This is a genomic window from Lysobacter arenosi, from assembly GCF_016613475.2.
GTDB classification, from domain to species: Bacteria; Pseudomonadota; Gammaproteobacteria; order Xanthomonadales; family Xanthomonadaceae; genus Lysobacter_J; species Lysobacter_J arenosi.
On the sequence record NZ_CP071517.1, the window covers coordinates 3,594,635 to 3,618,407 of the forward strand.

The 23,773-nt window shown below is 66.5% G+C and carries 22 protein-coding genes, 1 tRNA gene and 1 pseudogene; 11 read left to right on the plus strand and 13 right to left on the minus strand.

Annotated elements, in window-relative coordinates:
* The first annotated feature begins 2 nt into the window (after positions 1-2).
* Together HIV01_RS16495 and HIV01_RS16500 are read left to right on the plus strand one after the other, a co-directional pair.
* The gene (locus HIV01_RS16495; protein WP_200608782.1) at positions 3-3,176 is read left to right on the plus strand and encodes an efflux RND transporter permease subunit; all 3,174 of its coding nucleotides are present in this window, start codon (positions 3-5) and stop codon (positions 3,174-3,176) included.
* Positions 3,177-3,399: 223 nt separating this feature from the next.
* Positions 3,400-4,032, plus strand: a complete 633-nt coding sequence (locus tag HIV01_RS16500) for a hypothetical protein (protein WP_200608780.1) — start codon at positions 3,400-3,402, stop codon at positions 4,030-4,032.
* 235 nt (positions 4,033-4,267) lie between these two features.
* On the opposite strand, the gene HIV01_RS16505 is transcribed toward HIV01_RS16500, so the two are convergent.
* Positions 4,268-4,666, minus strand: coding sequence for a phasin family protein (locus HIV01_RS16505; RefSeq protein WP_200608778.1), 399 nt, complete (start codon positions 4,664-4,666; stop codon positions 4,268-4,270).
* A gap of 232 nt (positions 4,667-4,898) precedes the next feature.
* On the opposite strand from HIV01_RS16505, the gene HIV01_RS16510 reads away from it, so the two are divergent.
* Positions 4,899-7,169, plus strand: a complete 2,271-nt coding sequence (locus tag HIV01_RS16510) for a patatin-like phospholipase family protein (RefSeq protein WP_200608776.1) — start codon at positions 4,899-4,901, stop codon at positions 7,167-7,169.
* A gap of 1 nt (position 7,170) precedes the next feature.
* Here the strand turns inward: HIV01_RS16510 and queD are convergent, their stop codons facing one another.
* Both queD and HIV01_RS16520 read right to left on the minus strand, forming a co-directional pair.
* On the minus strand, positions 7,171-7,527 hold the full coding sequence (gene queD / locus HIV01_RS16515) for a 6-carboxytetrahydropterin synthase QueD (protein ID WP_200608774.1): 357 nt from the start codon (positions 7,525-7,527) through the stop codon (positions 7,171-7,173).
* Between the two features lie 10 nt (positions 7,528-7,537).
* Positions 7,538-8,668, minus strand: a complete 1,131-nt coding sequence (locus tag HIV01_RS16520) for a serine hydrolase domain-containing protein (protein ID WP_207527015.1) — start codon at positions 8,666-8,668, stop codon at positions 7,538-7,540.
* A gap of 296 nt (positions 8,669-8,964) precedes the next feature.
* Between HIV01_RS16520 and HIV01_RS16525 the strand changes: the two genes are divergently transcribed.
* A complete protein-coding gene (locus HIV01_RS16525) occupies positions 8,965-9,255 on the plus strand; it encodes a BON domain-containing protein (RefSeq protein ID WP_245157016.1) in 291 nt (96 codons plus the stop codon).
* Positions 9,256-9,346: 91 nt separating this feature from the next.
* On the opposite strand, the gene HIV01_RS16530 is transcribed toward HIV01_RS16525, so the two are convergent.
* The 8 genes from HIV01_RS16530 to HIV01_RS16565 form a co-directional block, all read right to left on the minus strand.
* Positions 9,347-10,156, minus strand: coding sequence for an alpha/beta hydrolase family protein (locus tag HIV01_RS16530; RefSeq protein WP_200608770.1), 810 nt, complete (start codon positions 10,154-10,156; stop codon positions 9,347-9,349).
* Positions 10,140-11,342: a DUF3182 family protein gene (locus HIV01_RS16535; protein ID WP_207527016.1), complete on the minus strand. Its 1,203-nt coding sequence runs from the start codon at positions 11,340-11,342 to the stop codon at positions 10,140-10,142. Before HIV01_RS16535 ends, HIV01_RS16530 begins: the two co-directional genes overlap by 17 nt.
* 6 nt (positions 11,343-11,348) lie before the next feature.
* Entirely contained in the window at positions 11,349-11,630 is a 282-nt protein-coding gene (locus HIV01_RS16540) for a hypothetical protein (RefSeq protein ID WP_200609334.1), read from the minus strand.
* Between the two features lie 30 nt (positions 11,631-11,660).
* Positions 11,661-12,857: a BamA/TamA family outer membrane protein gene (locus HIV01_RS16545; RefSeq protein ID WP_200608766.1), complete on the minus strand. Its 1,197-nt coding sequence runs from the start codon at positions 12,855-12,857 to the stop codon at positions 11,661-11,663.
* A gap of 31 nt (positions 12,858-12,888) precedes the next feature.
* Positions 12,889-13,842: a SphA family protein gene (locus HIV01_RS16550; RefSeq protein ID WP_200608764.1), complete on the minus strand. Its 954-nt coding sequence runs from the start codon at positions 13,840-13,842 to the stop codon at positions 12,889-12,891.
* Positions 13,843-13,864: 22 nt separating this feature from the next.
* Entirely contained in the window at positions 13,865-16,456 is a 2,592-nt protein-coding gene (locus HIV01_RS16555; protein WP_200608762.1) for a hypothetical protein, read from the minus strand.
* A 79-nt stretch (positions 16,457-16,535) separates the two neighbouring features.
* Positions 16,536-17,087, minus strand: a complete 552-nt coding sequence (locus HIV01_RS18195; protein ID WP_245156851.1) for a hypothetical protein — start codon at positions 17,085-17,087, stop codon at positions 16,536-16,538.
* Positions 17,084-17,884 carry a DUF2092 domain-containing protein gene (locus HIV01_RS16565; RefSeq protein WP_200608760.1) on the minus strand — a complete coding sequence of 267 codons (801 nt, stop codon included), beginning with the start codon at positions 17,882-17,884 and terminating at the stop codon, positions 17,084-17,086. The genes HIV01_RS18195 and HIV01_RS16565 overlap by 4 nt, the downstream gene beginning before the upstream one ends.
* A 490-nt stretch (positions 17,885-18,374) precedes the next feature.
* Here HIV01_RS16565 and HIV01_RS16570 point away from each other — a divergent pair, with 490 nt between their 5' ends.
* Complete coding sequence (locus HIV01_RS16570; RefSeq protein WP_200608758.1) at positions 18,375-19,055, plus strand: YoaK family protein; 681 nt, start codon at positions 18,375-18,377, stop codon at positions 19,053-19,055.
* Between the two features lie 44 nt (positions 19,056-19,099).
* Here HIV01_RS16570 and HIV01_RS16575 read toward each other — a convergent pair.
* Positions 19,100-19,176 (minus strand) — tRNA-Met (locus tag HIV01_RS16575).
* Positions 19,177-19,323: 147 nt separating this feature from the next.
* Between HIV01_RS16575 and HIV01_RS16580 the strand changes: the two genes are divergently transcribed.
* The 3 genes from HIV01_RS16580 (at position 19,324) to bfr (ending at position 20,833) form a co-directional block, all read left to right on the plus strand.
* Positions 19,324-19,929: an RNA pyrophosphohydrolase gene (locus HIV01_RS16580; RefSeq protein WP_200608757.1), complete on the plus strand. Its 606-nt coding sequence runs from the start codon at positions 19,324-19,326 to the stop codon at positions 19,927-19,929.
* Between the two features lie 94 nt (positions 19,930-20,023).
* Positions 20,024-20,227 (plus strand): (2Fe-2S)-binding protein, encoded by a 204-nt coding sequence (locus HIV01_RS16585; RefSeq protein WP_200609288.1) that lies wholly within the window; start codon positions 20,024-20,026, stop codon positions 20,225-20,227.
* A gap of 135 nt (positions 20,228-20,362) precedes the next feature.
* Positions 20,363-20,833 (plus strand): bacterioferritin, encoded by a 471-nt coding sequence (gene bfr, locus HIV01_RS16590; RefSeq protein WP_158732279.1) that lies wholly within the window; start codon positions 20,363-20,365, stop codon positions 20,831-20,833.
* Positions 20,834-20,986: 153 nt separating this feature from the next.
* Here bfr and HIV01_RS16595 read toward each other — a convergent pair whose 3' ends face one another.
* Positions 20,987-21,568, minus strand: coding sequence for a DUF4126 domain-containing protein (locus HIV01_RS16595; RefSeq protein WP_200608755.1), 582 nt, complete (start codon positions 21,566-21,568; stop codon positions 20,987-20,989).
* 77 nt (positions 21,569-21,645) lie between these two features.
* Between HIV01_RS16595 and HIV01_RS16600 the strand changes: the two genes are divergently transcribed.
* From HIV01_RS16600 to HIV01_RS16610, 3 genes and pseudogenes are all read left to right on the plus strand, one after another.
* A complete protein-coding gene (locus tag HIV01_RS16600) occupies positions 21,646-22,389 on the plus strand; it encodes a DUF6776 family protein (RefSeq protein WP_200608753.1) in 744 nt (247 codons plus the stop codon).
* A 77-nt stretch (positions 22,390-22,466) separates the two neighbouring features.
* Positions 22,467-22,847, plus strand: a pseudogene (locus HIV01_RS16605) (bactofilin family protein); the annotation flags it as partial.
* 92 nt (positions 22,848-22,939) lie between these two features.
* Positions 22,940-23,755 (plus strand): DUF6776 family protein, encoded by an 816-nt coding sequence (locus tag HIV01_RS16610; protein WP_245156852.1) that lies wholly within the window; start codon positions 22,940-22,942, stop codon positions 23,753-23,755.
* Positions 23,756-23,773: the final 18 nt, after the last annotated feature.

Below are 23,773 nucleotides of genomic sequence, written 5' to 3' on the forward strand. Positions count from 1 at the left end.
CCATGTCCAGATTCTTCATCAACCACCCGGTCTTCGCCTGGGTCATCGCGATCCTGATATCGCTGTGCGGCGTGCTGGCGATCTTCAACCTCGGCGTCGAGTCGTACCCGAGCATCGCCCCGCCGCAGGTCACCGTGTCGGCGTCGTACCCGGGCGCGAGCGCGGAGACGGCTGAAGGCGCGGTCACCCAGGTGATCGAGCAGCAGCTCACCGGCATCGACAACCTCGTCTACTTCAACTCCTCGTCGAGTTCGAGCGGCGGTTCCAACATCACCCTGACGTTCGCACCGGGCACCGATCCGGACATCGCCCAGGTGCAGGTGCAGAACAAGGTCGCGCTGGCAACGCCGCGACTGCCGACCGAAGTGACCCAGCAGGGCGTGGTGGTGGCCAAGGCCAACGCCGGCTTCCTGATGGTGGTCGCGCTGCGCGCCGACAGCGAGCGTTTCGACCGCGACAGCCTCAGCGACATCATCGGTTCGCGCGTGCTCGACCAGATCGCGCGCGTACCGGGCGTGGGCAGCACCCAGCAGTTCGGCAGCGAATACGCCATGAACATCTGGCTGAACCCGGACAAGCTGCGTGGCTTCGGCCTGTCGGCGACGCAGGTGCTGACCGCCGTGCGCGGCCAGAACGTGCAGTTCGCCGCCGGCAAGATCGGCGCCGATCCGGCACCGGCCGGGCAGGCGTTCACCGCGACGGTGTCGGCCGAGGGCCGCTTCAGCACGCCCGAGCAGTTCGGCAACATCATCCTGCGCACCAACACCGACGGCACCAGCGTGCGTTTGCGCGACGTTGCCCGCATCGGCCTGGGCGCGACCGCCTACGGCTTCGACAGCCGCTGGGACGGCCAGCCGGCCGCCGGCTTCGCCGTCCAGCTGGCACCGGGTGCCAACGCACTGGGCGTGGCCGAAGCCATCTACGCGCGCATGGAGGAGCTGCAGAGCACCTTCCCGCCGGGCGTGAGCTGGTTCGCGCCGTACGACAGCTCGACCTTCGTCTCGGTCTCGATCAAGGAAGTGATCAAGACCCTGTTCGAGGCGATCGTGCTCGTCTTCCTGGTGATGCTGATCTTCCTGCAGAACCTGCGCGCGACGCTGATCCCGACCCTGGTGATCCCGATCGCGCTGCTCGGCACGTTCCTGGGCATGTACTTCATCGGCTTCACGATCAACCAGCTCAGCCTGTTCGGCATGGTGCTGGCGATCGGCATCGTGGTCGACGACGCGATCGTGGTGATCGAGAACGTCGAACGCATCATGACCGAGGAGGGCCTGTCGCCGAAGGCGGCCACGCGCAAGTCGATGAGCCAGATCAGCGGCGCGGTCGTGGCGATCACCGTGGTGCTGGCGGCGGTGTTCATCCCGTCGGCGTTCCAGGGCGGTTCGGCCGGCGAGATCTACAAGCAGTTCGCCATCACCATCGCCATGGCGATGTTCTTCTCGGCGTTCCTGGCACTGGGCTTCACCCCGGCGCTGTGCGCGACGCTGCTCAAGCCGACCGCCGACCACCACCGCGACAACTTCGTCTTCCGCAACTTCAACAAGTTGTACGACAAGGTCAGCGGCACCTACATCGGCCACATCGGCGGCGCGATCAAGCACACGCCGCGCTGGATGATGGTGTTCGGCCTGCTGGTGGTGCTGTGCGGCTTCCTGTTCACGCGCATGCCGGGCAGCTTCCTGCCCGAGGAAGACCAGGGCTATGCGATCGCCCTGATCGGCCTGCCGCCGGGCGCGTCGATCACGCGCACCAACGCCGTGCTCGACCAGGTCCGCTCGACCATGCAGAAGCAGGAAGGCTTCGACGGCATCTTCCAGGTCTCCGGCTTCAGCTTCGTCGGCCAGGGTGAGAACGTCGGCATCGCCTTCATCCGCCTCAAGCCTTGGGAAGAGCGCAAGGTCACCGCCAGCGAGTTCATCCAGAACGCCAACATGGCGCTGTATGGCATCCGCGACGCGCAGATCTTCGTGATCAACCTGCCCACCGTCAGCGGCCTGGGTCAGTTCGGCGGTTTCGACATGTACCTGCAGGATCGCGGCGGCAAGGGCCGTGAGGCGCTGGCCGAGGCGCGCAACACCCTGCTGGGCAAGGCCAATCAGAACCCGGCGCTGACCGCGGTGCGACCGAACCAGCTCGAGGAGGCGCCGCAGCTCAAGCTCGACGTCGATCGTGTGCAGGCGCAGTCGATGGGCCTGTCGGTGTCGGACATCTACAACTCGATCCAGCTGATGCTGGCGCCGGTGTACGTCAACGACTTCGTCGACTCCGGCCGCGTCAAGCGCGTGACCATGCAGGCCGACGCGCCGTATCGCACCGGTCCGGGTTCGCTGGCCAACTTCTACACGCCCAGCCCCGATGGCGACGCCGACGACACCGACCCCAACGGTGCGATGATCCCGTTGTCGAACGTGGTCAAGAGCCACTGGATCACCGCATCGCCGTCGCTGACCCGTTACAACGGTTATTCGGCGGTGGAGATCGTCGGTTCGCAGGCACCGGGCCACAGCTCGGGCGAGGCGATGGACGAGATGCAGAAGATCGTCGAGGAGGACCTGCCGGAAGGCTTCGGTTACGACTGGACGGGCCAGTCGTATCAGGAAATCCTTTCGGGCAACCAGGCGCCGGCGCTGTTGGCGCTGTCGATCCTGGTGGTGTTCCTGTGCCTGGCGGCGTTGTACGAGAGCTGGTCGGTGCCGGTGGCGGTGCTGCTGGTGGTGCCGCTGGGTGCGCTGGGTGCGGTGCTGTTCTCGCTGCTGCGCGGCCTGCCCAACGACATCTACTTCAAGATCGGCCTGATCACCGTGATTGGCCTGGCGGCGAAGAACGCGATCCTGATCGTCGAGTTCGCGATCGAGCAGCGCCAGCACGGCAAGACGCTGCGCGAGGCGACGATCGAGGCGGCGCACCTGCGCTTCCGTCCGATCCTGATGACCTCGTTCGCGTTCATCATGGGCGTGTTCCCGCTGGCCATCTCCAGCGGCGCCGGCGCCAACTCGCGCCATGCGATCGGCACGGGCGTGATCGGCGGCATGATCTTCGCCACCTTCCTGGGCCTGCTGCTGATCCCGGTGTTCTACGTGGCGGTGCGTCGTGTGCTCGGCGACAAGCTCGACGAGAAGCCGGTGCTGGTCCACGACGATGACGAGGAACCGCTGACGCGCCCGGCGACCTGATCGCCGCACGCGTTGCGAATGCAAACAGCCCGCCAATCGGCGGGCTGTTTGTTTGCGGGGCGCGGGTTCGAGCTGCATCGCCATGAGATTCGTCTCATGCGCTGACGAAGGGGCCAGACGTTGCTGCGAGATTGTCCCATGGCGTGTGGCGCTGACGATCGCCCACGCTATGCGGCTGCGCGTGGCTACGCGCTGCACATCCCCCACGTAAGGAACACAGCAGATGAAGAAGACCCTGATGGCCCTGGCATTGGTTGCCATTGCCGCTCCGATTGCGTCCCAGGCCAGCGAGGCCAATGGCATCGGTTACAACTATGCGCAGCTCGACTACGTCTATTCCGACAGCGACGCCTTCGACATGGACGGCGGCACGCTCAGCGGTTCGTATGCCTTCACCGACAACTTCTTCACGTTCGGCGAGTACGGCAAAGTGAAGGGCGACCACGATGTCAGCGATTTCGTTTTCGAGGGCGGCTTCGACGGCATGAAAGCCGACGTCAAGGACAGTCACTGGTCGCTGGGTGCCGGCTTCAATGCTTCGATCGGCGACCGCGCCGACTGGGTGACGAAGGTGGCCTACGATCGCCACACCGTGAAGGCGTCCGGTTACGGAATGCGCATTCGCGAGCACATCGATGGTGGCTACATCACCACCGGCGTGATGGGTCGCGTCACCGACAAGCTGACCGCGAATGCCTATCTTGGCTACACCGATTACAACCGTGGTTACGAAGGCAATGCCTTCGCCGACTTCGGCGCGGTGTACGCATTCAACCCGACCTGGGGCCTGCACGTCGGCGCGGTGCTGAGCGATGCCACCGAAACCTACTCGCTGGGTGTGCGCGCCAGCTTCTGATCCGGTTATCAACGGCGACGCCCGGCGACCCGGTCGCCTGTCCTGTCGCGAATGCAAACAGCCCGCCAATCGGCGGGCTGTTTGCTTGTGAGGGGCGAGCGGGTTGCGCGCAAAAGAAAAAACCCGACAGCTTTCGCTGCCGGGTTTCAAATCCACCGCCGGGAGGGGTTGGCGGGGAGAGATAAAGGAAATCAGTGACCTTGGAGAGAGGCGGCTGTTTCGTTATCCGAATTACTTACTTGGCAGCCTTGTTGGCGGCCTTGATGGTGTTGTCGACGCTCGTCTGCACTTCCTTGGCCGAGGTCTCGAACTGGGCCTTGGCCAGCTCGGTGATCGCGCCGTGGGTCTTGAGGGTGCGGCCGAACACTTCCTGGCCGGTGCTCACGCTGCGCTCGAGGTTCTCGCGAGCCACCTGCACGCCCTTGGGCAGCAGCGACTTGGCGGCTTCGAAGTCACGCACTTCGGCGGCTTCGCCGAGGAAGGCGAACGTGGCATTGACGCGGTCTTCGATCGCGGCCAGCTGCAGGCCGATGACGGCCTCGGCATTGGCGAGGGCGAGACGGTTCACCTGCGCGGCGGTCTCCGCGAACTGGCGCGTCGCGGCGGCAAATTGCTCGTTGAACGGCTGGTACATGGTTGACTCCGTTAGGTGGTTGCAATCCGGGGAGAGGGAGTTCGGATTGTGCGGTGCAGCATAAATCCATTCGTGTTGCAGTGCAACATGGTCGGCAGGCAGGTTCAGCGGGGGGTTGGGTCTGGCCGACGGGACCGGCTGGCACAATGGCGTCACGCGATCGCCACGTGACTCCGTGTCACCGTCTGAATGCGCCGCAGCAGGGATGATGGCCTTCCAGGATGACCAGAAGATGATGCGAGACCTCGTGCCCGCCAGTTTCCGCCTCCTGCGCGCCGCATCCCGGCTCGGCCCCGGTCGGCTGGCCGCCCTGGCCTTGCTGGCGCTGCTCCCGGTTGCCTCGGCCCTGGCCCAGCAGGCCCAGCCGCCCTGCGTCGGCCTGGTCCTGGGCGGCGGCGGTGCCCGCGGCTCGGCCCATGTCGGCGTCCTCAAGGTTCTCGAGCGCGAACGCATCCCGGTGTGCCGGGTCGCCGGCACCAGCATGGGATCGATTGTTGGTGGCCTGTACGCCACCGGCTACACCCCGGCCGAAATGGAAACGCTGATCGAGACCATCGACTGGGCCGACATGTTCATCGACGACCCGCCGCGCGCGGGCCAGCCGATGCGGCGCAAGGACGCCGACTTCCGCTACCTGCTCGACCTGGAGATCGGTTACACCGACGGTCGCGTGGTGCTGCCGGTCGGCATCGTGCAGGGGCAGAAACTGTTGCTGCTGCTGCGCCGGCTGACCTTGTCGACGTGGAACGTGAAGGACTTCGACCAGTTGCCGATCCCGTTCCGCGCCGTCGCCGCCGACATCATCACCGGCGACAAGGTGGTCTTCGAAGATGGCGACCTCGCACTGGCGATCCGCTCGAGCATGTCGGTGCCCGGTGCGTTCGCGCCGGTGCGCATCGACAACCGCCTGCTGGTCGACGGCGGCATGGCCGACAACGTGCCGGTCGATGTCGTGCGCAAGATGGGTGCGCAGCGGATGATCGTGGTCGACGTCGGCTCGCCGCTGCACACCGAGGCGACGCTGACCAACCCTCTGGCGATCATGGACCAGATGATCAGCGCGCTGATGGCGGAGAAAGTGCGCGCGCAGCTGGCCACGCTGACCGACCAGGACGTGCTGATCCGCCCCGAGCTGGGCGACATCACCGCATCGGAGTTCAATCGCGGCGCAGAGGCGATCGCGATCGGCGAGAAAGCCGCCGAGGCCGCGTTGCCGCAGTTGCGCGCGATGGCCGTCGACGAAGCCACCTACGCCGCCTACCGCGAGAGCCAGCGGCAACGCAGCTTCGACCCGGGGCTGGTGCAGTTCCTCGACGTCATCAAGGTCGATTCGCCCTCGGCCAATCGCCAGGTCGAGCGCGCGGTGGCCGAGAACCTCGACAAGCCGTTCGATGTCGACGAGATCGAGAAGGACCTGGGCACCGCCTACGGCGACGGCCGCTTCCAGCAGATCGACTACCGGTTGACCGAACGCAATGGCGAGATGGGGCTGGAGATCATCCCGGTCGACAAACCGTGGCGCGCCTTCGGCAAGCTCGGCTTCCAGCTCGACGACAACTTCAACGGCCGCAACAGCTACATGGTTTCGGCCGAGCTGACGTTCAACAACATCAACAGCCTCGGCGCCGAGTGGCGCACCGTGGGGCGCCTGGGGCGAATCACCGGCGTGCTGTCGGAGTTCTACCAGCCCTTCGGCCAGACCGGCGAGTTCTACCTGAAGCCGTCGCTCGAGCTGCGCAACGAATCACTGCCGCTGTGGGCGAACGGCAACCAGTTGGCGGAGTTCCGCATCAACCGCCGCGAGGTCGCGCTGGAAGCCGGCTACACGCCGGAGCCGGAATGGCGGGTGTCCGCCCAGCTCATGCGCGGCCGCGACCGCGCTGACCTGCTGATCGGCAACCCCAACGATTTCACCGGCGGCAAGGAGGGCTACGCCGGCATCGACTACAACGCCACCTGGGACACGCTGGACAGCATCAACTTCCCGACCCAGGGCACGCGTGTCAGCGTCGACCTGGAGACCTATTACGACGTGATGGGTGCGGACGTCGAAGGCAACGTCGCCCGCCTCACCGCCGACTGGGCACGCGCGTGGGGCCGCTACCACCTGCTGTTGGGTGCGCGTTTCAGCAGCGCGCTGGAAGACGACAACTTCTTCCAGACCCAGGGCTTCCTCGGCGGGTTCCTCAACCTGTCGGGGTTCGACGAGCGCGCGCTGTTCGGCAACCAGACCGCGCTGGCGCGCGCGGTGCTGTACCGGCGCACCGGCAATACCAGTCGCCTGTTCTCGTTGCCGATGTATGTCGGCGCCAGCCTGGAAACAGGCAACGCATGGTTCAGCAAGGACCTGGTGGATGCCGACGACCTGATCCTCGCCGGCAGCCTCTTCATCGGCTTCAGCACGCCGCTGGGGCCGATGTTCCTGGCCTACGGCGGCAACGACGATGGCGAGAGCTCGTGGTACCTGACCTTCGGCTCGCTGCTGCGTCCGACCGTCAAATAGCTCAGCTGCCGCGGTAATGGCAGCCGGAGGTGCAGGTCTCGTGCACCACCACTTCCGACAGCAGCGGCAGTGCCGGCTTGAGGTTGTCCCAGATCCACACCGCCAGGCGTTCGCTGGTCGGGTTGTCGAGGCCGTCGATGTCGTTGAGGTAATGGTGGTCGAGGCGGTCGTACAGCGGCTGGAAGGCGGCCTTGAGATCGCTGAAATCCATGACCCAGCCCAGGTGCGGGTCGATCTCGCCCTCGACGTGGATCTCGATGCGGAAACTGTGCCCGTGCAGGCGCGCGCACTTGTGCCCCGGGGGCACGTTAGGCAGGCGGTGCGCTGCCTCCAGGGTGAATGCCTTGAAGATCTTCATGCCGCCCAGTTTACTCCGGGCGTGGCGGCACCCCGCACTCACCCTTGCCACCGGCCCTGGCGGCGGCATTGGCGGCGCCGACATAGCGGCCCACCAGCGCCTTGAGCTGGTCGAACTCCTCGCGGCGGGTGACCGCGCCGGCGATGGTCCGGCCCGACACCGGCTCGCGCACCACCAGCGTGCCCCAGAAGCCGGAATGGCCGGTCGCGGCGACGCCGTCGAACGAGTAGGTCAGCAAGCCCAGGCGATATGGGCTGTCGGCGGGCAGGCCGACCGGGGACTGCATCAGCGCCAGCGTGGCGCCGTTCCGGAAGACCCGGCCGGCCAGCAGGGCGTCGAAGAAGGTCGCCATGTCGGCAGGCGTGGCGACGATGCCGCCGCCGCCGAACAGGTCCATCGACGGATCCCAGTCGTAGGTGTCGTCGCCCTCGAAGAACTGGTGCGCGCGCGTGCGTCCACGTGCCGGTTCGGCGCGTTCCCACCAGGTGTCGGGCAGGCCGCGGCCGCTCAGCGCGAGCTGCGTGCGTACCGCCTTCGGCAACGGCTGGCCGCTGACGCGCTCGATGATCGTGCCGAGCAGGATGTAGCCGGTGTCGGAGTACGAATACTTCTCGCCGGGTTTGCCGACCGGCTGCGTCCACTCGACCAGGTGCGCGACATCCTCCGCCGGCGTCCATTTCGTCGCCGGGTTGGCCTTGACCGCGGCGATGAACTGCGGCGCCTGCGCGTGGTCGGCCAGGCCCGAGGTGTGGCTGAGCAGCTGGCGCACGGTCATCTCGCCGGGGTTGTAACCGTCGCGCTTGAGCAAATCGATCCATTGCGCGGGCAGGTACTGGTCGATCGTCGATTGCAGGTCGAGCTTGCCGGCTTCGTGCAGGCGCAGCGCGGTCGCGGCGACATAGGTCTTGGTCACGCTGGCGATGCGGAAACCTTCGTCGCCTTTCAACGGTGTTGCCGAAGGAGCCGCCAGCACGCGCGTGTCACGGGCACCACCGGGCGCAAGCGTCGACACGACGATCTGTCCTTTCAGCGCGCCGGCATCGAGCGGAGGCAGCGCCTGCGCGAGGCAGGCATCGGCCGCGGCTGCTGTCAGTGCGGTGGAGTACAGAAATGCGGTAACGCCAATCCGGGTCAAGGTCATCGTGGTCAGCACTCGCAGTGGTCGCCGCCATCTTGGCGTGCATTCGTGGCTGCCGACCATGGCATTGGTCACGTCAGCAGCACCGCTGGTGCAACGCGGTGTCGCATCGAGGCCCGTACACGTGGACCTCGCATCGATGAACCCCACCCCAGCATCAACGCGCGGTTATCGGCGTCTTCACGCAGCGGTACAGGCGCCGATACGCACACTGGCCGCACATCGAACCGGAGCACTACATGAGCATGAAGACGAAACTTTCCATGATCGCAGGCGCATCGCTATTGATTGCGGTTGCCATGCCGATGCAGCTGATGGCCCAGGACAAGGCCCAGTCAATGGAAGCCGAAGAGGGTGATTCGTCGCAGCCTGCGAGCGACACGTGGATCACCACCAAGGTCAAGACCGACCTGATGGCCACGGCGGACGTGCCGGGCACGACGATCGATGTCGAGACCGTCAACGGCACCGTCAAACTCGCCGGTACCGTCGACAACAAGGCGAGCGCCGACAAGGCCGTCGCCGTCGCCAAGAAGATCAAGGGCGTCAAGAGCGTCGATGCCTCCGCGTTGACGGTCGCCAAGAAGTAACCGGCAATCGCAACGCTGCCCCTCTCCCGTGCTGCGCGGGAGAGGGGTTTTGTTTGTTTCATCGCTGGGCGGTCCGCGCGGCCGACGGCGCTCAGCTGCGTGACGGCTCGCTGGTCGACGACGCGACCTTGCCGCGCTCGCGCATGCGCAAGCCGGCGGCTTCCTCACGCGCACCCATGATCATCTCGCTCAGCCACTTGATCAGGATGGCCGTATAGGCCTTCTGCGCGGGCTTCTCGGTGAAGGCATGATCGGCGCCGTCGACCGTGCGCCGGGTCAGCGAGCGCGCATGCCGGAACGCTTCGGCGTAGTTGTCGATCACCGCCTCGGGCACGATCTCGTCGTGTTCGGCGGCCACCAACAGTGCGTGCCCGCGATAGTCGGCGCAGGCGCGCAGGGCGCGGTTCTGGTCCCAGCGCAGCGTGCTGCGGCGATAAGCGCGCAGGTCGGTGTCGACGTGCAGGCGCAGCTTCGGCAGGTCCCAGCCTTCGTCCTTGTAGAGCGCAGGCGAGCGCAGCGTCAGCCAGTGCACCGGGCGCAGCGCCGTCAGCAGCGCTGCGAGGTAGCCGCCGTAGCTGATGCCGACTACCGCTATGGCCGTGGGGTCGACGTTGGGTCGCCTGACCAGCCAGTCGTAGGCGGCGAGCAGGTCGGCCAGGTTCTGCGGACGGTTTACGTTCTCCCAATGGCGCGCGGTGCGCTCGTGCCCGCGCAGGTCGAATGTCAGGCAGACACAACCGATGCCGGCGGCCTCGCGGGCGCGCACCAGGTCGTGCTCCTGGCTGCCGCCCCAGCCGTGCACGAACAGCACCCCCGGAAGGCGCGCGGCCGGAGACAGGACGGTGCCGCAGATGCGTTCGTCCTCGACGTCGAGCTCGACGGACTCAAGCCGGATGTCCATGGCGCTCGCTGTCGTGCGTTGCATCGCCGATGGGGGCGCTGCATGCCGGCGCATCGTCGGCTTCGACGATGGCGTACTTGGTGATCGACCCGACCACCGGGTCCTCGCCGCGGAACGAGACCTCGGCACCGGCAGGCACGTCGATCAGGTCGTAAACCTCGCACGAGGAAACGCAGATCCGTTTCCGGCCGGGATCCTCGTCGAACGCCCGTAAGGCCAGCACTTCTGCCGGCGATGCCCCGCCGAAACGCCACGACTGCTCCAGCACGCCGCAGCGGACTTCGCCGGCACCGTCTTCGCCATGGACGATGTCGTAGTTGCGGCGCGACGCGAAGAACTGCGGCCAGGCACGGCTGACTTCGCGGTCGTAGCCGACAGACGCGGCGATGGCACGACGTTCGCGCTCGTCGACGGCGGCCCGCAGCAGGTCATCGAGACCGCCGCGCAGGCAACGCAGCGTCGAACCACCATAAACCTCGTGCCCGGCATGGTTGCGCGTTGTCCGCTGCGTGCCGCTGTAGGCCAGGGATATCGTGCCGACCATCAGCACGCCGACGCTGTAGGTGGTCGCCGTCGCCAGGTTCAGTTCGAGCACCAGGCCGGCCTCGCCGATGGCAGCGGCATCGAGGCTGTCGATTGCCGCGTCAAGCTCCTGCGCGGTGGCGACGACGCGCTGGCCAGAGCCGCCGATGCCGTGCCCGGGCTTGCTGCGGATGGGCATGCCGGAGGCCAGCAGGGAACGACCCGCGCGCCGTGCGTCGTCCAGGTTGAACACCGTCACCCCCGGCAGCACGGACGGCGCCAGCGCATCGCCGAGCGCAGGCGACCAGCCATCGGGGAGATCGCGCGCGCCTTCCGGCGCCGGATGCGTGATCGACTTGGTCGCCACGAACGGGTGGGGCACCACGCCACCGAACAGATCCGCAGGGCCGTGGATGCCGAAGCGTTCGGCTTCGGCGGTCAGCAGCGTCCGGTCGGGTACGAAATAGACAGGCCCGTCGAACGCGCTGTCGACAACGTACTCGCCTCCGAAGCCCAAACGGAGGGCCGTTGCCAGATGCTGCGCGGCCCACTGCCGCGTGGCCTTTTCGTGAATGCCGCGCTTGCGGGTGAGGATCAGGTCGAGCACTTGGCCACGGTGCGCCTGACCACGGTTGCGTTCTCCCCGACCGATCGCGCCGGCCATCTCCAATCAGTCCCTCGGTTTGGCCGGCACGAACGGCGACACCGGATCGCTGGCCGGAAACGTCTCGTTCAATGCCTCGTCGAGGTTGTCGCTCTCGTGGCGCTTGCGGCGCGCGCGCTCGCCAGCGCCGCGGTCGTCGGCCTTGGCGATGTCGGATTTGCGAGAGCGATGAATGGGCGGATCCTTCCGGTCCTGGGGTCCGGACATCGTGTGCTCCATGGAAAAATGGGTCTCGTCGGACGATACGGACGCGACGCTAATGCGACGTGAGGACAGCGCTGCATCCATGTGCGCACGCGTTGCGATGCAGTGAAGGCATCAGTGCCAGGCGCTGCCAACCTGGATGTAGAACGTTTCATCCTCCGGGCCCCATGCGTAATCGATGCCCGTGTAGAGGCCGAGCTGGCGAGCGATCAGGTAGCGCACGCCGGTGCCCTTGGCGACTTCGCTCTGGCCATCACCGAAGCTGTTGTGCCGGCCCCAGGTGCGACCTGCGCCGGCGAATGCGATCAGCGCCCAGCGCGGCGTCATGTTCCAGCGCAGCTCGGTCTCCAGTGTCGCCGCGCGCGTGTCCTGGTAGCGGGCCGAGCCGATACCGCGCAGGTCGATGTAGGGCAGCCGGTAGAACGGGATGTCGCCGTTGGCCCAGCGCACGTCGGCTCGGCCACCCAGGACGAAGCGATCTCCGCCAGAAGACAGGCGGCCAAAGGGCAGGTAGCCGAAGGCATGGCCGCGGTAGCTCTGGAAGTCGTTGTCGCTGCCGATCAGATCATCGTAGAAGTTGCCTTCGATCATCCCCAACCAGCCGTTGTTGGGCGTGAACGTGTTGTCGCGGTCGTCGAACTCCAGCGACAGGCCCAGGCCGGAGCTTCGCTCACTGAGTTCCTTCGGGTTGAACCGGTCGCTGTCGGACTCGACATCGAATCCGATGTCCAGGTCCATGTAGATCCACGCCAGGCCCACGAACAGGTCCTGCTTGCCCAGGCGCTTGAACACCTGCTGCAACGACATGATGCCGTCCATGTTGTAGCCGATCTGCTGCGGCGGCAGGAACCGCCCGGGCGTATAGAAGTCCAGGTTGATGTCGGTCTTGGCGACGCCGCCGCGGTAACGCCAGCGGTCGTCGTCGAAGTGCAGGATCGCGCCGGCACCGTAGGCCTGGCTGCCATTGGAGGTGCGCATGGCACCGAAGCCGTAGATGTCGGGCGCAACCATCTTCTTGCGTCCGTCGTCATCGGTGCGCGTGGTTGCGCCTGCTGGCTTGTGGAAGAAGGTCAACGCAATGCCACCACCCGTACCGACGGCGGGGTCGGTGATGATGATCGGCACGGGCAGGAAGCCCTTGTGCTCGAGCAGCCAGCGCGACATGTCGAATTTGCTGTCGGCGGGGTCCTGCAGCAGTTCGCGGAATCCGTCCTTGGCCGGCGCGTCCGTCGTCACTTCGTCTGCGGCATCCACGGGTGTCGACATCACCATCGCCATCGACAGGCCAAACCCCACCAGCAATGCCTTCATCCGTTGTCCCTGGATTGTTTGCGAAGTCGGCTCAGAACGTGATGCTCGCCGAGAGCATGAACGGGTCACCCTTGAGCCGGTTCTCGACATCGAACTCCTTCAGCCAGCGCGCCGAGAATTCGACCTGGCCGCCGTCCCACTTCTTCGCGTAGGTGGCGATCGGTCCGAGCGCGAGCGAGTGGCCCTTGAAGCCGTCCAGACGGTCGGCGAGCGCACTGTCATCGTCTTCGATCTGTTCGATCCAGCCACCGACACCGCCGATGCCCCAACCGTTGCCGAAGCGCTTGACCAGCAGCGAGTCGACGCGGAACACCGCGCCGTTCTGGTAGTCGGTGGCTTCGTTCTCGGTGTAGATGTCGACCGCGGTCGTGGTGCTCCACTCCAGCGTGCCCTTCTGGAACAGCTGGGTGTAGCCGACCGTCGGCGAGAAGGTCCAGTTGTTGAGGCTGGGATTGGCCAGGCGCCCGGCTTCGTAGTCGCCGGTCGGCGCGTAGATGTACAGCGACAGCGAGACGTGGCGAAGCTGGTCGATGTGGTAGCTGGCGATCACCGGCGCGAAGAATGCGTCGAACAGCCCGCTGTCGCTGTCGCTGCGGGTGCCGGTGATCGGTCCCAGGCGCACGTCGGCATCGGCTTCGACATCGATGAAGGGAATCGTCGCCATCGAGGCGAAGTTCCAGCGGCCCTCACCGGTGTCCCAGATGTACAGGCCGGTGAGGGTGAGCATGTCGAAGGTGCCGGTCAGGCCGACCGACGTGACGCCGCCGATCGGAATCTCGCGCTCACCGCCGATGTCGCCGGAGTAGTGCGCGTAGCCGATCTGCATGTTCCAGCCCGGCGTGGGCGGGATCAGGCCCGAGTAGGACGCCGCCTGCAGGCCGGTGATCGGGCGTCCGACCGCGCCTTCGGTTGCGCATGCCGGCGCGAAGATGGCAGCGGCGCTGACGGCCGCTGCAAGGATGGATCCACGAATCGTTTTGTTCATTCAGGCCCCCCGGCCGTTGTTGTCAGCGTCGCCGGAACCCGCCGCCGCCCATGCGACCGCCACCCATGCTGGGACGGAAGCCGCCGACCGGCCGGTTGTAACCACCGGCCGGACGGTTGTAGCCGCCAGCGGGCCGGTTGTAGTTGCCGCCGGAACCCATGTTCGACGGTCGCCCGCCGTAGCTGCCGCCGGTGATGCGCTCGTTGCCGCGGTCGCGCGCCATGCGTTCGCTGTCGAGTTGGCGGGTTTCACCGCCCAGGTTCCTCGACGAATCCGGACGCGTGACCTGGCTCCAGCCGTTCTCGTCGTGCTTGTAGACGTTGCCATCCTTGCCGGCGTAGACGTTGTCGTTGATGTTGACCACGCCACCGCGACTGAGCTCGCCGGAGTCGGCGTTGTAGTGGAAACCGCCCGCGCCCTTGGCATCGACGCGATCGCCCTGGCTGTTGAACGCGCCGCCACCGGCTGCGCCATTGGGTCCGGCCACTGCGCCACCGGCACTTTGCGTCACACGTCCGGTGTTGGTGTTGACCGTGGTGCGGCTGCCGCCTGCTGCGGCCTGGCCGGTGTACGGATTGACCGCGACTCCGCCGCCGCCGGCGACGACGCGACCGGTCTGCGGGTTGTAACGGATGCCCTGCGCGCCAGCGCGCGTGGTGCCGGTATAGATGTTGGTGTTGACGCCGGCGCGGCCGACGCCGCGACCGCCGGTGGCTTCGTTGTAGTAACCGCCGCGGCCAGCGCGACCGACATTGCCGGTCCACGGATCGGCCCAGGCGGCTGCAGTGCCGCGAACGGCGGCATTGCCCCAGTGGCCATAGACATTCCACGCGGCCGCGCCACCGCCCCAGTAGCCCCAGCCATAGCCCGGGCCGTACCACGGGCCCCACCAGGGGCTGTAGGGACCGTACCAGCCGCCGTACCAGCCCCAGCCGTAGCCGAACGTCCAGCCGACCCAGGCGTTCCAGCCGAAGTACACGCCCATGCCGTAGGTCGCCGGGCAGCCGTACCAGTACGCGCCGACCCACGGGTCGCAGGCGTAGCCGGTGCCATAGACGACCACGTTGTCGGTCACTACCGTGCCGTAATAGCCCGGCGTGTAACCGACGTACACCTCGTCGTCGCTGCTGCCGTACACGCGCACGTAGGTGACGTAATGCAGCGGCGAGCTGGTCGGGATCGAATAGATCTCCGCCGGCACGCTGGTTGCCACCGTCCACGGACCGGTCGCCGAGCTGGCGTTGAACCAGATGCCCTTGTCGACCGCGTAGAAACTGTTGGCCGCGACCTTGATCACCGGCACTGCGGTGTTGTGCGCGTACTGCAGCGTGGTGCCGCCGATCGAGACGAACTGCGGCGCGCCGTCGTACTGCACGTTGAGCTTGGCTTCGTTGCGCTTGACCGTCGCGTTCTGCGGGATGTCGTTGGCGATCAGCGCCTCGCGCGATTCAGGCGTGTTCGGTATCGAGGCCAGCACGCCGCTCTTCGGGCTGTCCGGCGGAATCTTCGCGAACTCGGCCGGCAGGCTCGACGGCGGCACGTAGCGCCACGGTCCCTTGCTGGTCGCGGCAGTGAACCAGCGGCCCGACACGAGCACGTACCAGGCATTGTCGGCGGCGCCGTCGAGGATCACGTCGGCGCCGGTGTTGTCGATGTAGCTCAGTTTCGTGCCAGGGATGGCGAGGAACTGCGGCTCGCCCTGCACCGAGATCAGCTCCGACGGGTGGGTGCGCACGTATATGTCGGGCGCCCTGCCAGAAGCGAAGTCCTGCTTGAGCGCATCGGGCGGATTGTCGAACGTGTCGACGTCCTTGCCTGCCTTCGCCATCGCCTGCGTCAGCGCCGCATCGACGCTGGCAGCCGCGGTCCACGGGCCGCTCAGCGCGGGTGCCGTCGACCAGTGCCCGGCGACGTTGGTGTAGTACTTGCCGCCTTGCTGCAACAGCAGCGAGCGGGTGTTGATCACCCGTTGCACGCCCGACACGCCGCTGGGCTTGAGCACCGGATTGCCGTCGACCAGCAGCAGCACCGCCGGCGTGGTGCTGAAGATGATGTCGGGCGGGTCGTTCTTCACCGGCAGCGACGGCGGCATCTTCGCGTCGACCTCGGCTATGGCCATTGCCGACTCGAGCATGTCCAGCGACAAGGTCAGGGTCGACTTGGTCTTCAGTTGCTGCCGTGCCAGCTGCAGGTACTGGTCCTGCTTGGCCGTCGCGGTCGGGAAGCTCGCCGACGGCAGCTGCAGGTCGGTCAGCACCACCGCGCGCGCTTCCTTGTCGATCTCGGTGCGCGCCTGGAACTGCACCACGCCGTAGTCGAACGACGGCTCCGATTTGCCGTCCTTGCCGGTGTGGACGCCCGACTTCACCGCCATCACGAAGCGGCCCTTGAGCTGGTTGCCTTCCCAGCTGTCGTACTGCGGCTGGTGCACGCTGAAGCTGGTGCCCTGCACGGTGAAGTCACGCGGGAACGGACGTGCGTCGATGTTCGCCGCCGCTGACGTGCCGGTCGACGATGTCCCTTGCGCGACCACCTGCGGTACACCGAACAAGGCCGACCCGGCGAGCATGGCGATGGCCAGGCTCAGGACCGGCACGATGGGATTGATGCGCATGGGTGGCCTCTATGCAGTGAAACCGTACGGTTTGTAGCGGGGCGCGCTTTCACGCGCGCCGGATGGGTTGCCGCCCGGCTCAGCCGGGCGGATTGACGACGACGTACTGCACGGTGGTGCCCGCGTACTGCGGTTCGTACCAGGTGCTTCCGCACTGCTGGTAGGCGACGCCGTTGACCACGGAGGTCACGCAGCTGGGCGGCACCGAGTAGACGATCGATCCGATCACCGCCGAGGTCACCGCCACGGCCGTGGTGACTGCGGCGGCGGTCGCGATCGGATGGTCGTCCCAGCCGTGGTTCCAGCCGTTGTCGACATCGATGTCGATGTCGTTGTGGATGTTCACGTCGCGGTTGATGTTGGTATTGCGATTGACGTTGGTGTTGCGATTGACGTTGTGGTTGACGTTGGCGTTGCGGTTGACATTGGCATTGCCGCCACGGTTCGCGTTCGCCGCGCGGGCACCGCCGCCACCGCCGCCGCGCGGTGCCGAAGCGTGGTTGACGCTGGTGCGCGCGCCGCCACGGGCGTGCGGTCCGGCTTCGACATCGAAGCTGACTGACATCAGCGCGGTGGTACCGGCAAACAGCCCAAGACCGATACCGAGCAAGGTGAGGTTGCGGATGCTCATGGCGACTTCTCCTCTACGGCGACCACGTCGACCGCGACCATCTGGATGCGGTGGGAGTCCTTCGGCGGAGTGAAGGTGAAGGCGCTGTCCTTGAGTCCGGCGGCGGTATTCCAGGTCAGCGTGGAGGCGTACTGCGGCTGTGCCGGGTCATCGGTGGTGGTGATGACCAGGCGGCGCGGCAGCGGCTTGGGACCAGCCTCGATCCAGACCTGCCAGTCGACACCTTCCTGGCGGAAGGCGTACTGGTCGGTGACCGTGCCGTCGATGCGGGCCGGGCCGATCCGTGCCGCCGACTTCAGTGCCGACGTCGGGGCCTGGTCGGTCCCCCACAGGAACAGGTCGGCCAGCGGCATCTCGATGCCGTACGTCGATTCGACCGTGCCCAGCAGTTCGCGGATCGTCGGCGGCGCATCGACGGTGGCGTAGTACTTCGCCTTCGGGCCATAGACGGTCAGCGACTTGCCGTCGTAGAACATCTGCCGCTCCTTGCGATCGCTGTGCAGGTCAAGCTGCAATTTGTCGGGTGCTCGCACCTTGTAGTCGAGGGTGCCCGGGAACTGCAGTTTCTGACCGTCCTCCATCACCAGCTCGATGGTGGTGTCGGCATGCACGGTGAAGTCCTTCAAGGAGCGCAGGTACTTGCCCATCTTCTCCAGCGCGGCAACGGCCTCTGGCTGCACTGCCGGCGCAGCGGCGGGCGCGGCTGCCGGCGGGTCGGCCTTGGGCGGGGCGGCGGCCATGGCCAACGGCGCGGCGAGCGCCAGGCACAGACCTGTGATCAACGCGGGGTGACGCATGTCGTTCTCCTGGAATGGGACGGCCACGGGCCGCCTTCGTGCGTGCCTGCGCAGCGGGATCGCGCGGGCACCGGTACGGTCACGGGGCCTTGGCCACGGCGGGCGCTGCGCAAAGCGACAATGCTGTCACCACCTCCAGTGCAATGCCTGGAGTCGCTGGGCGGGTGTGGTGTCGTGGGGCGGTCATTCCATCGTCCTTTAGTGAGTGCGCAGCTGCTGCGTTGCCGCGCCTGCGCACGCCATGGCTGCTCGAGCAGACGGCTCACGTCGGCGGTGAACTTTCCTTGCGCGCCTACTGAGGCGGATGAATCATTGCTGGTACATTTCTGCCCGCGAAGCGTGAAAAGGCCGTGATGGCATCACGCGGCAGTGGTTGTGGCAAAACAGCGGCACGGCAAGTGCGCTGCGGCCATTCATGGTTGCGTCGCGGGCGACCAGTGAACGGGGTCCAGTCGTTGCCTGCAATCAACGTAAGGGGGCGAAACCGATCGTGATTACCAGGTTGCCCGGGTGGGTGTGGACAGGTGCGTGGGTGCTGTCGTTCATCGCCGGAATCATCAACGTCGTCGGCCTGCTCGGCTTCGGCCACCAGGCCATCACGCATCTGACAGGCACCACGTCCCTGCTCGGCGCCGCGATTGCCGATGGTGATCCGCGAGGTGCGGTCCATTTCGGTGTCATGATCCTGGCGTTCGTGCTGGGCTGCGCATTGAGCGGGTTCATCGTGCAGGACAGCGCGCTGAAGCTCGGGCGAAGATACGGCGTCGCGCTGCTGATCGAGTCGGGCCTGCTGTTCGCCGCGGTGCATCTGCTCGGCCATCGCAGTGCGCTTGGCATGTATGCCGCGGCAACCGCCTGCGGCCTGCAGAATGCGCTGGTCAGTACCTACAGCGGTTCGGTCGTGCGCACGACGCATGTCTCGGGGATGTTCACCGACCTGGGCATCTCCCTTGGGCATGTCGTGCGCGGGCTGGCCGTCGATGCACGCAGGCTGCGCCTGTGCGTGCTCGTCATCTCCGGGTTCCTCTGCGGAGGCGTCGTCGGCGCCCTGGTGTTCCGCGCATTCGACTACGCAGCACTGCTGGTTCCGGCATGCCTGACGGCCGCGGCGGCGCTGTCATACGTCGTCTACCGCTCGCGCCACGCTGGAGCGCCCCAGGCAGGACCGTGAAAACAAAAAACCCCGCGCGAGGCGGGGTTTCTTGCAGTACCGAGTGGTGGCTATGGGTGGACTCGAACCACCGACCCCAGCATTATGAGTGCTGTGCTCTAACCGGCTGAGCTACATAGCCACGCGGTGAACCGCGAATTATTCATGCCGAGGGGGTCCGCGTCAATCGTCTTTTGACGAGTCGCCCCAAGCCGCCGGCTTTGCAGACCTTGTCGTCACGGCGTACGGCATGGCAGAGTCGGACACAGTGAATTCAGGAGTCCGCATCGTGATCGATCCGGACGGCTACCGACCCAACGTCGGCATTGTACTGATGCACCCCGACGGACGCCTGTTCTGGGCGCGACGAGTGCATCGCGACGGCTGGCAATTCCCGCAGGGCGGGATGAACAGCGACGAGACGCCGCTGGAGGCCATGTATCGCGAGTTGCGCGAGGAAACCGGCCTGCTCCCCGAGCACGTCGAGGTCCTGGGCGCGACTCCCGGCTGGCTGCGCTACCGGCTGCCGCAGCGGGCGATCCGCCGCCACGACCGCCTGGTCTGCATCGGCCAGAAGCAGGTCTGGTTCCTGCTGCGCCTGACCGGCCAGGAGTCGGACCTGCGCCTGGACCTGACCGACAAGCCCGAATTCGACAACTGGCGCTGGGTCGACTTCTGGTACCCGGTGGCCCATGTGGTGATGTTCAAGCGCGGGGTCTACGCCCGCGCGCTCAACCACCTGGCCCCGGTCGCCCGCCAGGTGGCCGGCCCCCAGGCCGTGCCGGCGCCGGGCCCGGAGTTCCATTGCCAAGACCCCCGCAGCCAGCCCCGCAACCGCCAGAGGGCGCGCTGGAGGGGTCCCGGCGGGGCTGAACCGGGGCAGGGCTCGCGTTAATGACAATCACTGCCCGTATTTATTGACAATCATTCTCATTCATGGCGAAATGGTTCCCGCAGCCGAACCGGCTGTCAGCCAGAACCAAACCGCCGTGTACGTCTGCATCTGCAATGGGGTTACCGATCACGACATCCGCCAGGCCGCTGACGCGGGCTGCAGCAGCGTGACCGAACTGACCATGCGAACCGGCGCCGGCGCCAACTGCGGCAGCTGCCTGGACATGGCCGGCTCGATGCTCGAAGCCGCCCGTGCGGTCCGCGAGTTGCCCTTTGCAGTGATGCAGCAAGCCGCCTGACGCGGCACCGCGGACCAGGGTCCGCAAGCCCCAATCGCCACTGATTCCTGCTCGCGGATGCACTCGATTCGCGTTCCGTCACGTCGTTCGTGAACGGGGTAGAGTCCGGTCATTGCACGCACAAGGAGCCGGGCCATGAAGGGCGACGCCAAGGTCATCGAATATCTCAATAAGGCGCTCTATAACGAGCTGACCGCGATCAACCAGTACTTCCTGCACGCCAAGATGCTGAAGAACTGGGGCCTGAAGGAACTCGCCGACCACGAGTACCACGAGTCGATCGACGAGATGAAGCACGCGGACAAGTTGTCCGAGCGCATCCTCTTCCTCGATGGCCTGCCGAACTTCCAGGCGCTGGGCAAGTTGCGCATCGGCGAGAACCCGCGCGAAGTGCTGGCCTGCGATCTCGCGCTCGAGCTCGAGGCCCTGCCGATGCTGCGCGAGGCGATCAAGTACTGCGAGACGGTGGGCGATTACGTCAGCCGCAAGCTGTTCGCCGACATCCTCGATTCCGAGGAAGAACACGTCGACTGGATCGAGACCCAGCTGTCGCTGATCGAGCGCCTGGGCGAGCAGAACTACCTGCTGACCAAGATCGAGGAGTGAGTCGGGCGGCACGCGCCGACTTCCTCCAAAGACGAACGCCGCCGGATCTCCGGCGGCGTTTTTCGTTGTGTGGCCCCTTCTAGGAGCGTCTGCTTTGAGAAGCTTCCTATGTCGAGCGGTGGCGATGTCCGCTAGCTTTGCCGGATGCAACCTTCACACCGGACCGGGCCGTGGCGCACGGCGGAACAGCGTCCGCCACACCCACCACAGCAGCAGTGCCAGCACCACGCTGACCAGCACGACCAGCGACAGGGCGATCCAGGGATGGGCGAACACCAGAGCCAGTCCGCCGACGGTGGCAACGTCTTCGGTGATCGAGGCGGTCCAGTTGCTGACCGGTTCCGGCGACGTATTGAGCAGGGCGCGCGAACCTGCCTTGAGCACGTGGCTGGTCAGCGCCACGCCTGCGCCCGCCGCCAGTGCGCCGGCGCCGAGCTGGCCGTCGGGGGAGAGCGTCGCCGCCGCCAGGAAGGCGCCGGCCGGAACGCGCAAGAGGGTATGCAGCAGGTCCCAGCCCGAGTCGACGCCCGGGATCTTGTCGGCGAAGAACTCCGCCGCCGCCAGCACGCCCGATACGCCCAGCACCCAGGGCGAGGCGGTGACTTCGAGGGCCTGTGGCAGGTCGAGCCAGCCGAAAAAGCCGGCCAGGCCGACTCCGAACACGGTCAGGTAGACCCGGATGCCGGCGAGCCAGGCCAGGACTACACCAATTGCGAACAGGTGCGCATCCGTCACGGCTTTTACCTCGCTAGACTGTGGTTCGAGTATAGGGGCAGGGGATCCGGTGGCGCAGGCCATCGGCACGCATGCTGATGAACAAGCCGCCGCGCAAGGCGCCACCGCCGCGCTTCACCATTGTCCAGCAGCGCCCTGACCGGCGCCCGCTGATCGTCAGCGTGCTGGTCGTGGCGTGGCTGGCCTCGTTGACCGTTGCCTGGCTCGGCGCCGAACGCCGCGCCGCACCGCGCCTGCCGGAACTGACCGCCCAGCTCGACGCCGCCCGCGTGCAGCTCGATCACTGGCGTGACAAGGCCGAGACGCTGGAGCAGCGCGAAGCGACCCTGACCCGTTCGGACCAGATCAGCCGAGTCGCCAACAAGCAGGTGCAGAGCGAGCTGGCCGAACGCGAGGAAGAGATTTCCGACCTGCGCTCCAACATCGCCTTCTACGAACGCCTGGTCGGCGCCACCGGACAGGCAAAAGGCCTGAGCGTGCATTCGGCGCAGTTCACGCCGGAGACCGGCGGAACCTGGCGCTACCAGATCGTGCTGACGCAGAACCTCAACAAGGGCGCGATCAGCCGCGGCAAACTGCGCTTCAACGTCGAAGGCGTACGCGACGGCAAGCTCACCTCGATCGGCTGGAACGAGCTGCACCAGCGCAACGACTGGCCGGCGCAGGACTACTCGTTCCGCTACTTCCAGCAGCTCGGCGGCAGCGTCATGCTGCCGGCCGGCTTCACCCCGCAGCGGGTGCGGGTGTCGCTGCAGAACGGCGACGTCGCCATCGAACAGAGCCTGGGCTGGAGCCATGGCGGCACGATTGCCAGCCTCTGAGCCCCAGCCTCCCAGCAAGATCCACACATGGCAGCAACGGTCCGCTGGCGCGGGCCAACAACCGGAAGCAATGACTGATGTTCAAGAACAAGACGGCCGCGCACGATGGCCAGGTCGACACCCTGATCGGGCCGCAGGTGGTGATCCGCGGTGACCTGCATTTCAGCGGCGGGCTGTATGTCGAAGGCCGGATCCTCGGCAAGGTGATCGCCCAGGAAGGCCAGAAGGCGACGCTGACGCTGGCCGAACAGGGCAGCATCGAGGGCGAGGTCCGCGCGCCGGTGGTGGTGATCAACGGCCAGCTCAGCGGCGATGTGTATGCCAGCGAGCGCGTCGAGCTGGCGGCCAAGGCCCGCGTCCAGGGCAACGTCCACTACCAGGTCGTCGAAATGCTGGCCGGATCGGTCCTGACCGGCCGCCTGATCCATGCCGAGGCCCATGCCGAAGCCCGCGCCATGGCTGAAGGCCATCTGGACGCCCACGCCGCTTTGGGCTGACCGTCACAGTCAGGCGCGGTAGGCTGGTCGCCGGCATTCCCGTGGCGACCGGCATGACCCAACCCGTTCCCGAGGCTCCTCAAGCACCCCAGGCTCCCCAGGCCACCGAGCCTGGCGAACCCGCCGAGGCTGCCGCAGCGGAGGCGGCGCCGGCGTGGCCGGTCATGCAGGTGCAGACGCGCTGGGTGACCATCGCCGGCCTGGCGCTGATCCTCGCGCTCGGATTTGGCGGCTGGGGCCTGTACCGGGTGTTCTCGCCCGATCCGGGCGACCCGCGCGTGGTGCTGGAAAACAGCCAGCGCGCCGCCCGCGGCCAGCAGACGCAAATCGACCAGTTGCAGCAGCGCGTCTCGACCCTGACCCGTTCCGACCAGATCAGCCGCGAGGCGAACCGCGACCTGCAGAGCACCCTGGCCGAGCGCGATGAAGAGGTCGCCGCACTGCGGGCCGACGTCGCCTTTTACGAGCGCCTCGTCGGCAGCACCGCGCAGCGTCGCGGCCTGGCAGTGCATGCCCTGCGGCTGCAGCCGCAGAACGACACCGCCTGGCACTTCACCACCACCCTGACCCAGAACCTCAACCGCGGTGCGGTCAGCACCGGCGAGCTGAGCCTCACCATCGAGGGCACGCGCGCCGGCAAGTTGCAGAAGCTGGCCTGGGGCGAGCTGCGCCAGCAACCGGGCGCGACCGGTGTGCCGTACTCGTTCAAGTACTTCCAGCAGGTCGAAGGCGATGTGTTCCTGCCTGCGGACTTCACCCCGGTGCGGGTGAGCGTGCGCCTGGCGCCGAAATCCGGCGCCGCGATCGAGCAGTCGTTCACCTGGGCAGATGCCATCCGCGACATCGCGCCTGCGACCGCGACGGAGTGACCGCCAGGCCCTCCGATA